The 12,952-nt window shown below is 64.6% G+C and carries 11 protein-coding genes and 1 pseudogene; 10 read left to right on the plus strand and 2 right to left on the minus strand.

Features of this window, described 5'->3' with window-relative positions; all coding sequences use genetic code 11:
• Positions 1-63: 63 nt before the first annotated feature.
• Positions 64-568 (minus strand): annotated as a pseudogene (locus tag ACVIGB_RS46780) (hypothetical protein).
• A 405-nt stretch (positions 569-973) separates the two neighbouring features.
• On the opposite strand from ACVIGB_RS46780, the gene ACVIGB_RS46785 reads away from it, so the two are divergent.
• The 10 genes from ACVIGB_RS46785 to ACVIGB_RS46830 all read left to right on the plus strand — a co-directional run bounded on the left by ACVIGB_RS46785 (position 974) and on the right by ACVIGB_RS46830 (position 11,709).
• Positions 974-1,210, plus strand: a complete 237-nt coding sequence (locus ACVIGB_RS46785) for a hypothetical protein (RefSeq protein WP_456724169.1) — start codon at positions 974-976, stop codon at positions 1,208-1,210.
• 196 nt (positions 1,211-1,406) lie between these two features.
• Complete coding sequence (gene hpnC / locus ACVIGB_RS46790; RefSeq protein ID WP_456724168.1) at positions 1,407-2,285, plus strand: squalene synthase HpnC; 879 nt, start codon at positions 1,407-1,409, stop codon at positions 2,283-2,285.
• Positions 2,282-3,118 (plus strand): presqualene diphosphate synthase HpnD, encoded by an 837-nt coding sequence (gene hpnD, locus ACVIGB_RS46795; protein ID WP_456724167.1) that lies wholly within the window; start codon positions 2,282-2,284, stop codon positions 3,116-3,118. The genes hpnC and hpnD overlap by 4 nt, the downstream gene beginning before the upstream one ends.
• Complete coding sequence (gene hpnE / locus ACVIGB_RS46800) at positions 3,118-4,368, plus strand: hydroxysqualene dehydroxylase HpnE (RefSeq protein WP_456724166.1); 1,251 nt, start codon at positions 3,118-3,120, stop codon at positions 4,366-4,368. The genes hpnD and hpnE overlap by 1 nt, the downstream gene beginning before the upstream one ends.
• Positions 4,369-4,533: 165 nt before the next feature.
• A complete protein-coding gene (gene shc / locus ACVIGB_RS46805) occupies positions 4,534-6,495 on the plus strand; it encodes a squalene--hopene cyclase (RefSeq protein WP_456724165.1) in 1,962 nt (653 codons plus the stop codon).
• Positions 6,492-7,247, plus strand: coding sequence for a phosphorylase (locus tag ACVIGB_RS46810; protein WP_456724164.1), 756 nt, complete (start codon positions 6,492-6,494; stop codon positions 7,245-7,247). The genes shc and ACVIGB_RS46810 overlap by 4 nt, the downstream gene beginning before the upstream one ends.
• Before the next feature lie 380 nt (positions 7,248-7,627).
• Entirely contained in the window at positions 7,628-8,272 is a 645-nt protein-coding gene (locus tag ACVIGB_RS46815; protein ID WP_456724163.1) for a TetR/AcrR family transcriptional regulator, read from the plus strand.
• Positions 8,269-9,957 carry an acyl-CoA dehydrogenase family protein gene (locus tag ACVIGB_RS46820; RefSeq protein WP_456724162.1) on the plus strand — a complete coding sequence of 563 codons (1,689 nt, stop codon included), beginning with the start codon at positions 8,269-8,271 and terminating at the stop codon, positions 9,955-9,957. Before ACVIGB_RS46815 ends, ACVIGB_RS46820 begins: the two co-directional genes overlap by 4 nt.
• Positions 9,958-9,970: 13 nt before the next feature.
• Positions 9,971-10,813: a class II aldolase/adducin family protein gene (locus ACVIGB_RS46825; RefSeq protein WP_456724161.1), complete on the plus strand. Its 843-nt coding sequence runs from the start codon at positions 9,971-9,973 to the stop codon at positions 10,811-10,813.
• Positions 10,810-11,709, plus strand: a complete 900-nt coding sequence (locus ACVIGB_RS46830) for a Rossmann-like and DUF2520 domain-containing protein (RefSeq protein ID WP_456724160.1) — start codon at positions 10,810-10,812, stop codon at positions 11,707-11,709. The genes ACVIGB_RS46825 and ACVIGB_RS46830 overlap by 4 nt, the downstream gene beginning before the upstream one ends.
• A 72-nt stretch (positions 11,710-11,781) precedes the next feature.
• On the opposite strand, the gene hpnH is transcribed toward ACVIGB_RS46830, so the two are convergent.
• On the minus strand, positions 11,782-12,942 hold the full coding sequence (hpnH, locus tag ACVIGB_RS46835) for an adenosyl-hopene transferase HpnH (protein WP_456724159.1): 1,161 nt from the start codon (positions 12,940-12,942) through the stop codon (positions 11,782-11,784).
• Positions 12,943-12,952: the final 10 nt, after the last annotated feature.

The following is a 12,952-nucleotide window of genomic DNA, read 5'->3' on the forward strand; positions in this document are numbered from 1 at the left end:
AGCCCGGTTCCGAAGCGCTCGGAACCGGGCTTTTTTGTTTGCCTGCCAAATCGGCCGGAGGCGTCAGGTCTTCGTCATCGTGATCGTGACACCGCGGATCTCGCCCTTGGAGTCGATCTGCACGACCTGCTTGGAGCCGTTGGTCTGCAGGTTCAGGTTTGCGGCAAAGCCGAGAGGCCTCGACGAACACGTCGATCCGCCCGCCGCCTGCGGTGCCCTGCAAATTGCCGAAGATGTTGCGGCTGGCCTCGCTCCAGTTGCCGGAGATCCGGTCGCCCTGGCTGGTGACGTCGCTGGAGAGGTCGAACTTGTAGCTGTCGCTCGCGCAATGCAGCGACTGCTTCAGGTTCATGCCCGATGGCGCGACCTTGTAGTCCGCCTTGCAACGAATCCGTTCGGTCGTGCCGTTGGACAACGCCACCGTGCCCGTTCCGGTCCACGAGCCGGCAAAACCGGCAAACGGACCGTTGGCCTGGGCATGGACTGCGGAGGCAGACAGCATCAGTGCGGCACCGACGCCCACAGCTCTGAGGGCCTGACCATAAAGGCTGGAACCAAACAGTTTCATTTTGAATTTTCCCATCAAAATCAACGCCTCTTTCGCAACAAAGCGTCTCGCCGCATCGAAGGTTTAGTGTCACCCAAGAATGTTAGGTTCAAACGACAGAAGCGGCGCGCGCGAGCCCTGTTGTCATCGAACAGAATCAGAAACCATTGGCCTCATGATGGCATGTAGCTTTGCGCGAGTGTGATCCGCAATACCCAAACGCGACAAAGTGATGGCATGAATCGTTGTTGTGAATCAATGGCTTATGCAGGGGTTTACAGCGCCGCAAATTTAGCCGCATTTAGCAGTGCTTGTCGTCAATCCGTTGCCGCGTTACGTGGCGTCTGCAATCCCCAAAATCCGTCCCGGCCATGCCGAAACGCGTTTCGGGAACAGATTTTCTGCTGTCGGAAATGAAGGAATACGATGCGTAAATTTCTCCTGGCTGTTGCCCTGTTGTCGATCCCGCTCTCGTCCAGCGCCTTCGCCCAGCAGCAAGGGCGCGGTACGGCCGATGAGCAGAAGGCCTGCACGCGCGACGTACAGCGTCACTGCCGTTCCGTGATCGATCAGGGCGATTTCACCATTCTCGCCTGTCTGCAGCAGAACCGCAGCAAGATCAGCGCCGCCTGCGACCAGGTGCTGAAGACGCACGGCCAATAAGACCGAATTCAGGTCTCAAGGGACCGCTATCAATGCCGCGGCTGGCAGCCATGCCGGCCGCGGTCACAGATGCTGGCGGTCACAGATAGCATTGGTTTTGGTGGCGTATTCCCCTATATGGGGCTCGCAAATCCCCCGCATGCGCCTGACCGTCCGCGCCTGCGTCGTGCCATGACCAGTGTAGCCCAAATTTCCCATGACCACCGCGAGCGACCTGCGATCCGGAAAGACCCACCGCGACGAGAATTTTCCGGTCGCGTCGTGGATCATTCATCCGCGGCATCGTGCCTTGATCCTGGCCTTCTATAATTTCGTCCGCACCGCCGACGATATCGCCGATCACGCCACGCTGCCGGCCGAGGAGAAGCTGCGGTATCTCGACCTCATGGAGGCCGAGCTGCTCGGCAATGGCGATAGCCAGAAGGAAGCGGTCAGCCTGCGCCGTGCTTTCGCCGAGCGCGGCATGCCGCCGCGGCATGCGCTCGACGTGCTGGTGGCGTTCCGCCTCGACGTCACCAAGCTGCGCTACGAAAACTGGGACGACGTGATCGACTACTGCCGCTACTCGGCGATGCCGGTCGGGCGCTTTATGCTCGACGTGCATGGCGAGGATATTTCGACCTGGGCGGCATCGGACGCGCTCTGCGCCGGATTGCAGATCAACAACCATCTGCAGGATTGCGGAAAGGACTACCGGAACCTGAACCGCGTCTATCTGCCGCGCGATGCGCTGGCCGCTACGGGTGCGACCGTCGAGATGCTCGGCGAGGCGAAGTCGCAGCCGGCCCTGCTCAAATGCTTGCAGGCGCTCGCGCTGCGCACCGCGGCGCTGCTTGAGCAGAGCAAGTCGCTCGCCGCCGAAGTGAAGGATTTCCGGCTCGGGCTCGAGATCTCGGTGATCCAGGCGTTCGCCGACAAGATCGTCAACCTGCTGAAAGTGCGTGATCCGCTCAGCGAGCGCGTGCATCTGAGCCCGGTCGAATTGCTGTTGCAGAGCCTTGGCGGCGTCGCCGGCGAGACCGCGCGGCGGGCAATCGGACGGCGTGCGGTCTCCAAGACGGCGGCAGGGGCATGAGTGCTGAGGCGGCGGCCAACGCAAATTACGGAAGCACCGCGTCGGGCAGCTCGTTCTATGCCGCGATGCGCATCCTGCCGCACGCGCAGCGCGAAGCAATGTTCCAGATCTACAGCTTCTGCCGGCAGGTCGATGACATCGCCGATTCCGATGGTCCGCGGCCGGAGCGCCTGGCCGCCTTGCAGCAGTGGCGCGAAGATATCGATGCGCTCTATGCGGGGCATCCGCCGGAGCGGCTGAGGGACTATGTCGCGTCGGTGAAGGCCTTCGGCCTGAAGCGCGAGGATTTCGTCGCGATCGTCGACGGCATGGAGATGGATGTGCCGCAGGACATCCGCGCGCCCGATCTTGCGACGCTCGACCTGTATTGCGATCGCGTCGCGAGCGCGGTCGGCAGGCTGTCGGTGCGCGTGTTCGGCCTGCCCGAGGAAGACGGCATCCAGCTCGCCTACCATCTCGGCCGCGCGCTGCAGCTCACCAACATCCTGCGCGACATCGACGAGGATGCCGGTCTCGGCCGGCTCTATCTGCCGCGCGAATGGCTCTGGCATGCCGGCATCACCAGCAACGACCCGGCCCGCGTCACCGCCGACCGCGCGCTGCCGAAAGTCTGCGCGCCGCTTGCCGAGCGCGCCAAGATGCACTTCCAGAAGTCCGACGAGATCATGAAGCGCAATTCGCGCCGCGCCGTGCGCGCGCCGCGGATCATGTCGAAATACTACCGCGCGATCCTCGATCTCCTGATCGCGCGCGGCTTCGCCGCTCCGCGTGAGCCGGTGCGTGTGTCCAAGGCAGCCAAGATCGGCATTCTTCTTCGTTACGCGATCATCTGATGCAAAAGACCGTTCATATCATCGGTGCCGGTATTTCCGGCCTCTCCGCGGCCGTGCGGCTCGCCAATGGCGGCTACAAGGTTGCCGTCCACGAGGCGACGCAGCAGGCCGGCGGCCGCTGCCGCTCTTATTTCGACGCCGCCACCAATCTCACCATCGACAACGGCAACCATCTGCTGCTGTCGGGCAACCGCCACGCGCTGAGCTACGCGCGTTCGATCGGCACCGAGGCCGGCCTCGTGGGACCTGCGCGCGCGCAGTTTCCGTTCGTCGATCTGGCCACCGGCCAGCGCTGGCAGCTCGACCTCGGCGATTCCCGTCTGCCGCTGTGGGTGTTCGACGAGGCGCGCCGTGTCCCGGACACCGGCCTGCGCGATTATCTCGCATTGGCGCCGCTGGCCTGGGCCGGTACCGAGGCGCTGGTCGGCAACACGATTCCCTGCAAGGGCACGCTGTATGACCGCCTGGTGCAGCCGCTGCTGCTCGCCGCATTGAACGTCGATCCGCCGGAGGGCTCGGCCGGGCTTGCCGGCGCCATCGTGCGCGAGACGCTGCTCGCCGGCGGGCAGGCCTGCCGTCCGCTGATCGCGCGGGACGGCCTGAGCTCGGTGTTGATCGAGCCGGCCGTGAAGCTGCTGCAGGAGCGGGGCCACAGCGTCCAGTTCAGTCACGAATTGCGTACGCTTGGCATGTCGGGTGATCGCATCAATGAGCTCGACTTCGGCGGTGGCGACAAGATCACGCTGGCGGCCGACGATGCGGTCGTGCTCGCGGTGCCGCCGCGCGCGGCCGCAACCCTGCTGCCCGGCCTGAAAACCCCGACCAAATTCCGCGCCATCGTGAACGCGCATTTCCGCGTCGATCCGCCGCGCGACGCTGCGCCCATTCTTGGCGTGGTCGGTGGCCTCGTGGAGTGGCTGTTCGCGTTCCCGCAGCGGCTTTCGGTGACGATCAGCAACGGCGACCGCCTGGTCGACATGCCGCGCGAGGAGCTCGCGCAGGCGATCTGGCGGGACATCTGCAAGGCATCCGGCGTTTCCGGCGACCTGCCGCCGTGGCAGATCGTGCGCGAGCGCCGCGCCACATTTGAGGCGACGCCGGAGCAGAACGCCCTGCGTCCGGGGCCCGCGACGGCGCAAAAAAACCTGTTCCTTGCCGGCGACTGGACTGCTACCGGGTTGCCGGCAACCATCGAGGGGTCGGTGCGGTCGGGTGATCGCGCCGCAGATCTGGTTCTGGCCAGGCGCTAGATTCGACCGATTGGAGCGTTTTCGAGCGAAGTGGTTACCGGTTCGCGTGAAGAAAACGCGACCAAACAAACGGACAAGAGCGTGATCCGATGCAATCGGACCATGCTCTGGAGCGGGCCGCGGCTTTCGATCAGCCGGTCCGCAATGAAGAGGATATCGAGCGAAATGCTTTCGAGAGATCACAGCGTCGCAGTCGATCCGGTCGCGCTGGAGAAGAGCATCTCCAAGGCAACCGAAGCGCTGCTCGGCTATCGCCAGTCCGACGGGCACTGGATATTCGAGCTCGAGGCCGACAGCACCATTCCGGCCGAATACATCCTGCTGCGTCACTACCTGGCCGAGCCCGTCGACGCCACGCTCGAGGCCAAGCTCGGCAACTATCTGCGCCGCGTCCAGGGCGCGCATGGCGGCTGGCCGCTGGTGCATGACGGCCCGTTCGACATGAGCGCCAGCGTGAAGTCGTACTTCGCGCTGAAGATGATCGGCGATTCCGTCGACGCGCCGCACATGGTGCGGGCGCGCGAGGCGATCCGTTCGCGCGGCGGGGCTTCGGGCAGCAACGTGTTCACGCGCTTCCTGCTTGCGCTCTATGGCATCGTGACCTGGCGCGCGACGCCGGTGCTGCCGATCGAGATCATGCTGCTGCCGATGTGGTCGCCGTTCCACATCAACAAGATCTCCTACTGGGCGCGCACCACCATGGTGCCGCTGATGGTGCTCGCCGCGCTGAAGCCGCGTGCCAAGAATCCGAAGGGCGTCGGCATCGACGAATTGTTCCTGGAGGATCCGAAGTCGGTGCGCATGGCGCCGAAGGCGCCGCATCAGAACGCAGGCTGGTTCTATCTGTTCCGCTCGCTCGACGCCGTGCTGCGCGTGATCGAGCCGATGTTTCCGAAGCGCCTGCGCCAGCGCGCGATCGACGCCGCGCTCGCCTTCACCGAAGAGCGGCTGAACGGCGAAGACGGCATGGGCGCGATCTATCCGCCGATGGCCAACATCGTCATGATGTATGAGGCGCTCGGCAAGGACGAGAATTTCCCGCCGCGCGCCGTCACCCGCCGCGGCATCGACAAGCTGCTCGTGATCCGCGACGACGAGGCCTATTGCCAGCCCTGCGTCTCGCCGGTGTGGGACACCGCGCTGACCTGTCATGCGCTGCAGGAAGCGGGCGGCGAGGATATGCTCGCCAAGGCCAAGCAGGGCCTCGACTGGCTGAAGCCGCGCCAGGTGCTGGAGCTGAAGGGCGACTGGGCGGTCAAGGCGCCGGACGTCCGTCCCGGTGGCTGGGCGTTCCAGTATAACAACGATCACTATCCCGATCTCGACGACACCGCGGTGGTCGTGATGGCGATGGACCGCGTGCGGCGCCATAGCGGAACCAGGGAATACGACGAGGCGATCGCGCGCGGCCGCGAGTGGATCGAGGGGCTACAGAGCCGCGACGGCGGCTGGGCGGCGTTCGACGCCAACAATCTCGAATATTACCTCAACAACATCCCGTTCTCCGATCACGGCGCCTTGCTCGATCCGCCGACCGAGGATGTCACGGCGCGCTGCATCTCGATGCTGGGCCAGCTCGGCGAGACTGCCGAGAGCAGCAAGGCGATGGCCGACGGTATCGCCTATCTGCGCCGCACCCAGCTGGCCGAGGGCTCCTGGTACGGCCGCTGGGGCCTGAATTACGTCTACGGCACCTGGTCGGTGCTCTCCGCGCTAAATGTCGCAGGGATCGATCGCAACGACCCGATGATTCGGAAAGCGGTCGATTGGCTGGCGTCGGTCCAGAATCAGGACGGCGGCTGGGGCGAGGACGCCGTCAGTTACCGGCTGGATTACAAGGGTTATGAAGTCGCGCCGTCGACCTCCTCGCAAACGGCATGGGCCTTGCTTGGATTGATGGCGGCCGGAGAGGTCGAAAATCCCGCCGTTGCGCGGGGGGTGGAGTACCTAAAGGCAACACAGACGGAAAAAGGGCTGTGGGACGAGCAGCGATACACAGCTACGGGGTTTCCGCGGGTATTTTACTTGCGATATCATGGCTACTCGAAGTTCTTTCCGCTCTGGGCGCTGGCGCGGTATCGGAATTTGAGAAGCACCAATAGCAGGGTGGTAGGGGTCGGGATGTGATTGTTGAGGCGGGGGCCGCCGAGACCGTGGGCAGTAGAATTGATCCTCGGCCGGTATTGATTGTGACTGGATTGGTGCAGGAGGCCCGCATCGCAGCCGGTCCCGGCATGATCGTGATCTGCAGCTCGAGCGATCCGCAGCAACTGCGTGAATTGCTGGCGACGCTGGATCCAACGAGCTTCCGTGGCGTGATTTCGTTCGGCGTGGCCGGCGGGCTCGATCCGTCGCTGAAGTCGGGCGACGTCGTGGTCGCGACCGAAGTGATGTCCGGCGATACCCGTTTCCTGGCCGCATCCGCCCTGAACGAAGAGATGATCGCCAGCGCCGCGCTGAAGCGCCGCCGGATCGTCCGCGGCGGGCTTGCCGGCGTCGAACAGGTGATCGCGGCGAAGGCCTGCAAGGCCGCCTTGCGCTCGATGACGGGCGCAGCCGCAGTCGACATGGAAAGCCATATCGCGGCAGCCTATGCCGCCAAGGCGGGCGTTCCGTTCGCCGCGCTGCGCGTGATCAGCGATCCCGCGCACCGGGCGCTGCCCGAGCTCGCGAAATCCGCGGTGAAGCCGAACGGCGACATCGACCTGCGCAAGGTGCTGCGCGGCATCGTGCGCAATCCGCGGACGCTGCGAGCGCTGGTGTCGACCGGAATCGATTTCAATCGCGCGCTGCGCTCGCTGCGCAGCTGCCGCGGCTTCCTGCTCGGCAACGACGTGCTGATGCCGGTGGACGACGTCCTGGTGGCGAAGGCGGCCTGATCCAGCTGTCCCGGGCCGGGACGGCGTTGCTCGCCGCACCAAGCTCAAAACAACCAAGCTCAAAAGCAGAGGCCCGATCGCATCGCGATCGGGCCTTTTGCTTTGGTGCCCGGTGGGTTGGCTCGATGCCGCGCCGGTCCGGGTTCCGGCGGGCGATTTGTCGGGCGTGCATTTGCCGGCTCGCGGGTGGGTGACCCTCGAGGCCTGTTCCCGCCTGCGTGGAGCACGGCAAGTCTCCGACGATCCTGCAAGCCCAGCCACGGCGTCCGCGGGCTTTGTGCGCCGTCCTGCGACCTCGGACCGCCCCGTGGATGCTTGACAGATACCGGCGTTCGACCGATCATGAACTATGATCCTGTATTCATGAATCAAGGTTCATTATGGCAATCGCGGCGGTTCGCCTCAACCAACTCGTCGAGACCAAGGCCCGCATTCTGGATGCCGCCAGGGAGGCCGTGGCGCTGAGTGGGTGGAAGGACGCCCAGATCGCCCTGATCGCCTCACGGGCCGGCGTGGCGACCGGCAGCGTGTATCGCTACTTCGACTCGAAGGCGGACCTTTACGCGCAGGTGCTCGCCCTGGTTTCCGAGCGCGAGGTGGCCGTTGTCGCCGCGATCGTCGAGGCGGAGGGATCTGCGTCCCAGTGTCTGGTGGACGCGATCTACACCTTCTCGGTCCGGGCGATGCGCGGCCGCCGTCTGGCCTATGCGTTGATCGCCGAACCCTGTGAGCCCGAGATCGATGCGGCGCGCCTGAAATACCGGGCGGCCCTGGCCGACCAGATCGCAAGGCTGGTTCGGCGCGGCATCGCCAACGGCGAGTTCGTCGATATCGATGCGAATGTCGCGGCATCCTGCGTGGCCGGCGCCTTCATGGAGGCGCTGGTTGGTCCGCTGGCGCCCGAAGCAGCCCCGGACTCCGACGCGGCAAAGGCGATCGCTCAGACGATCGCTGGCCTTTCCGCGCGCATGCTGTTTCGCCATCCCGCGCCTGAATTGACCCCTGTATCGAGAGTTTCCGCATGAATGCGCGTGTCCAGCCAGTTGCCGTCGCTGAAGCAAAATCCAGTGCGTTCGCGACCCATGAAGTCCGCAATCAGGCGCGGCCAGCCACCGGCTTCAACGCGTTCGACGACGACCGCGCGTTGAACAGTCTGATCGCAAGGATGGTGCCATGGGCGAAGGACAGGCTTTCCGCGCTCGGAGCCCATGCCGGCAGCGAAGCTGTGCAGGAGGCCGCGCGGCTTGCCAATGAGCACGAACCGAAGCTCTTGACCCATGACCGGTATGGCAACCGCAATGATTGGGTCGAGTTTCATCCGGCATGGCATCAATTGATGGCGCTGGCGTTCCAGAGCGAGGTCCATAGCCTGGCCTGGTCGACGCGCGAGCCACTTGGCCATTTGGCGCGCGCGGCGCTGAGCTATCTCTGGAATCAGATCGAGAACGGCGTCGGTTGTCCGACCGGGATGGCATACGCCGCGATCGCCGGGTTTTCCGGCAAGCCGCAGTTCACGCTGTGGCGGGAGCGAACGCTGGCGGCGGACTACGATCCGCGCCGGCTTCCGATCGAGGCCAAGCGCGCGGCGGTGATCGGCTATGCGATGACCGAGAAGCAGGGTGGCTCCGACCTGCGTGAGACCCAGACCACCGCGCGCTTCGTCGAGCGCGGCGCGCACGGCGAAATCTATGCGATCACCGGCCACAAATGGTTTTTCTCGGTGCCGGTCGCCGATGGATTCTACACGCTGGCGCGCACCCAATCCGGCGTCAGTTGCCTGTTCGTGCCGCGCCTGTTGCCGGACGGCAGCGCCAACCGCATCCACATTCAGCGCCTGAAGGACAAGTGCGGCAACCGCTCGAACGCGTCGAGCGAGATCGAGTACCACGATACGTGGTCGATCCTGGTCGGTGAGGAAGGCCGCGGCATCGCGGAGATCCTTTCGCATGCTCATTTGACGCGGCTGGATTTCGCGGTCGGCTCCGCCGGACTGATGCGGCAGGCGCTGAGCCTCGCACTGAACCACGCGCAAACGCGAACCGCGTTCGGCAAGCCGATGGCCGAGCTTCCGATGCAGCGCAACGTGCTTGCCGATCTCGCACTCGAGAGCGAGGCGGCGATGCTGGGCGCATTTCGCGTCGCGCGTGCGACCGACGGCCTGCAGACGAGCGAGCACGAGCGGCTGCTGGCGCGGGTCGCCACTCCCGTGGTGAAGTTCTGGAATTGCCAGCGCGCGCCGGCTTTCACCTATGAGTGCCTGCAGGTGCATGGCGGCAACGGCTTCATCATGGAGAATGCGATGGCGCGGCTCTATCGCGAGGCGCCGCTGAATTCGATCTGGGAAGGCACCTCCAACATGATGTGCATGGACGTGCTACGCGCCATGCAACGGGATGCAACTTGCCGGGACGCGTTCGTCGACGAACTGCGTGCGAGCAGGGGCCTCAATGCGGTCTATGACCGGTGCACGGACGATCTCGCGGATCGCTTGCTGGCACGATATCCGGACGACGGGCATGCGCGGGCGCTGGTCACCCGCATGGTGCATGCGTTGCAGGCGGCCGAGATGTTGCAGCATGGCGATGCCACCGCGGCCGATCTCTTCGTGCAATCCAGACTTGGCGCGGACGGGATGCATGTGTTCGGTGCGCTTCCGTCGTCGGAAGGCCTTGGCAAGGTCGTCGAACGCACCTCCGTCATCCGTCACTAAGGGTCCCAGTCATATGCGTCAGACCGAAGTTTGTGCCGTCAGCGATGTCAGGGCGATCGTCGGAGAAGAGGAGTGGGCAACCCGGGTCGATCTCGCGGCGTGCTACCGCCTGGTCGCGCTCTATGGAATGACCGACCTGATCTACAACCACATCAGCGCGCAGGTCCCGGGGCATGACGATCGGTATCTGATCAATCCGTACGGCATGCTCTATGAGGAGATCACGGCGTCGAGCCTCGTCAAGATCGACATCGAGGGCCGGACCTTGCTGCAGCCCGACCACGGCTACAACGTCAACGTGGCCGGCTTCTATCTGCATGCCCCGATCCATCGCGCGCGGCCCGACGTGAAATGCGTTCTGCATACCCACACCCGGGCAGGGACCGCGGTCAGCACGCTTGCCGAAGGGCTGCTTCCGCTGTCGCAGACGGCGATGCGGTTTCACGGGCGGATCGGCTATCACGACTTCGAGGGGCCGGCGATCGACCGCGACGAATGCGACCGGGTCGTCGCCGATCTCGGCCGCAACAACGTGCTGGTCTTGCGCAATCATGGCCTCCTGGTCTGCGGCAACACGATTCCGCAGGCGTTCAATGCGATCTACTGGCTCGAGCAGGCCTGCCGGATCCAGGTCGATGCGCTCGGCTGCGGCCGGCCGCTGCACGCCCCGAGCGAGCTGGCGATCGGCAACACGGTGACCTGCTTTGCCGGCACCGAGATCACGCTGGACAATGAGCGCGACACCAATCCGGTGCTGAATGAAGCGGCGCAAAATCTGCAAGCCGGCTACGGGCTACTGGAATGGCCGGCACTGCGGCGCAGGCTCGACCGCATCGACGGGAGCTATGCGCAATGAGCACGTCGCTGGCGGCGTTGCGGATCGGCTTCATCGGTGCCGGCCGCGTGGCGCAGACGCTCGCGCCGGTGTTCGCTCGCGCGGATTTGAACGTCGCTGCCTTCTATAACCGTGGTCTCGATGCCGCGCAGCGTCTCGGATCCCGCATCCCGTCGGCACGGCCGATGACCGACGCGCAACAGGTCGTGGACGGCTGCGACATGGTTTTCCTCACGGTGAGCGACGACGCGATCCTGCCGGTCTGCCGCGCTTTGCGCTGGGAGCCGCGCCACCGCGTGGTCCATTGCAGCGGCGCGACCGAACTGGCGGCGCTCGATCATGCGCGATCCGCGGGCGCCGCAACCGGCGGGTTTCATCCAATGCAGATGTTTGCAAATCCCGACGTCGCGCTTGAGGGGCTGCGCGGATGCACCGTCGGGATCGAGGCAGAAGGCGACTTCCGGCACGACCTTGAACGGCTCGCCACCAGCATCGGCTGCGAGCCGTTGGCGCTGCCGGCCGGCGTGCGGGCGCTCTATCATGCCTCGGCCTACTATGTCGGTCCGTTCCTGATCTCGCTGCTCAAGGAAGGCGTCGAGCTCTGGAAGAGCTTTGGCGCCAGTGAGGCCGACGCGCTGCGCGCCATGATGCCGCTGCTGCGGGGCACCGTCGCGGCCGTTCTCGACGGTGGCCTCGCCAACGGCATGGGTGGCTGCGTGGCGCGCGGCGACGTTGGAACGATCGTCAAGCACCTGCGGGCCCTGGACGAGCGCTTTCCCGCCTCGGGCGCGTTGTATCGCGAACTGGCTCTGCGCAATGTCGCGCTCGGGATCGAGCGTGGCACACTCAGCGCTCCGCGCGCCGCAGAGATCGAGCAGCTGCTGTTGCGAACCCGGCAAGAGCAGGCGGCATCCTGATCCAAGAAAAAAGGGCCCCGGTTCACTGAACCGAGGCCCTTCAACTTCTTGCTCTCCGCCTCACATGGAGCATCAGGCGGCGCTGGAAGCCTTCTGTTGCTGCTTGGCAGCGGCGGCCGCCGCCTCGTCGCGGCGGATATCCGAGAGCTTCTTCTGGACCTGCTCGGCGAAGATGTACTGCGCCGGACGCTGCTTCGACATGTCGATCTCCGGCGCCATCGGGCCAGTGGTCCTGATGCCGCGCAGCGCGACCCACATCGCCTTCAGCGGATTGTTGATCGCAGCGGTCGCAGCGGTCGGCTCGTAACCGCAATGGGCCATACAGTCGGCGCACTTTTCGTACTTGCCGGTGCCGTAGGTCTCCCAATCGGTGGTGTCCATCAGCTCCTTGAAGGTCTTGGCGTAGCCTTCACCGAGCAGATAGCAGGGCTTCTGCCAGCCGAAGATGTTGCGCGCCGGCATGCCCCAGGGCGTGCACTCGTATTCCTGGTTGCCGGCGAGGAAGTCGAGGAACAGGCCGGAATGCATGAAATTCCACTTCTTGCCCTTGCCGAGCGCAAAGACGTCGCGGAACAACTTCTTGGTCTTGGTGCGGTTGAGGAAGTGCTCCTGGTCGGGCGCACGCTCATAGGCGTAACCCGGCGACATCGAGACGCCGACGCCGAGCTCGGTGGTGAAGTCGAGGAATTTGGCGATCTCCTCGGCCGGATGGCCGTCGAAGATCGTGGCGTTGACGTTGACCGTGAAGCCGCGCGCCTTCGCCGCCTTGATCGCGGAGACGGCGCGATCGAACACGCCCTTCTGCGACACCGCCTTGTCGTGATGGTCCTTCAGGCCGTCGAGATGCACCGAGAAGAACAGATAGGGCGACGGCTCGAACAGATCGAGCTTCTTCTCGAGCAGCAGCGCATTGGTGCACAGCGAGACGAACTTCTTGCGCGCCACGAGGCCGCGCACGATCTCGCCGATCTCCTTGTGGATCAGCGGCTCGCCGCCCGGGATCGCCACCATCGGTGCGCCGCATTCATCGGCCGCGTCCCAGCATTCCTGTGCGGTCATGCGGCGATTGAGGATCGCATCGGGATAATCGATCTTGCCGCAGCCAACGCAGGCAAGGTTGCAACGGAACAGCGGTTCCAGCATCAGCACGAGCGGATAGCGTTTGCGGCCAAGCAGCTTCTGCTTGATCAGATAACCGCCGATACGCATTTCCTTGAAGAACGGTATAGCCATTAGAGGATTT

The sequence above is a fragment of the Bradyrhizobium sp. USDA 4341 genome, assembly GCF_054063755.1.

Excerpts from the sequence above, each read along its gene's own strand:
- hpnC (WP_456724168.1), top strand. The coding sequence starts at position 1,407 with ATGACCACCGCGAGCGACCTGCGATCCGGAAAGACCCACCGCGACGAG.
- ACVIGB_RS46825 (WP_456724161.1), top strand. The coding sequence starts at position 9,971 with ATGCGTCAGACCGAAGTTTGTGCCGTCAGCGATGTCAGGGCGATCGTC.
- hpnE (WP_456724166.1), top strand. The coding sequence starts at position 3,118 with ATGCAAAAGACCGTTCATATCATCGGTGCCGGTATTTCCGGCCTCTCC.
- ACVIGB_RS46830 (WP_456724160.1), top strand. The coding sequence starts at position 10,810 with ATGAGCACGTCGCTGGCGGCGTTGCGGATCGGCTTCATCGGTGCCGGC.
- hpnD (WP_456724167.1), top strand. The coding sequence starts at position 2,282 with ATGAGTGCTGAGGCGGCGGCCAACGCAAATTACGGAAGCACCGCGTCG.
- shc (WP_456724165.1), top strand. The coding sequence starts at position 4,534 with ATGCTTTCGAGAGATCACAGCGTCGCAGTCGATCCGGTCGCGCTGGAG.
- ACVIGB_RS46820 (WP_456724162.1), top strand. The coding sequence starts at position 8,269 with ATGAATGCGCGTGTCCAGCCAGTTGCCGTCGCTGAAGCAAAATCCAGT.
- hpnH (WP_456724159.1), bottom strand. The coding sequence starts at position 12,942 with ATGGCTATACCGTTCTTCAAGGAAATGCGTATCGGCGGTTATCTGATC.
- ACVIGB_RS46815 (WP_456724163.1), top strand. The coding sequence starts at position 7,628 with ATGGCAATCGCGGCGGTTCGCCTCAACCAACTCGTCGAGACCAAGGCC.
- ACVIGB_RS46785 (WP_456724169.1), top strand. The coding sequence starts at position 974 with ATGCGTAAATTTCTCCTGGCTGTTGCCCTGTTGTCGATCCCGCTCTCG.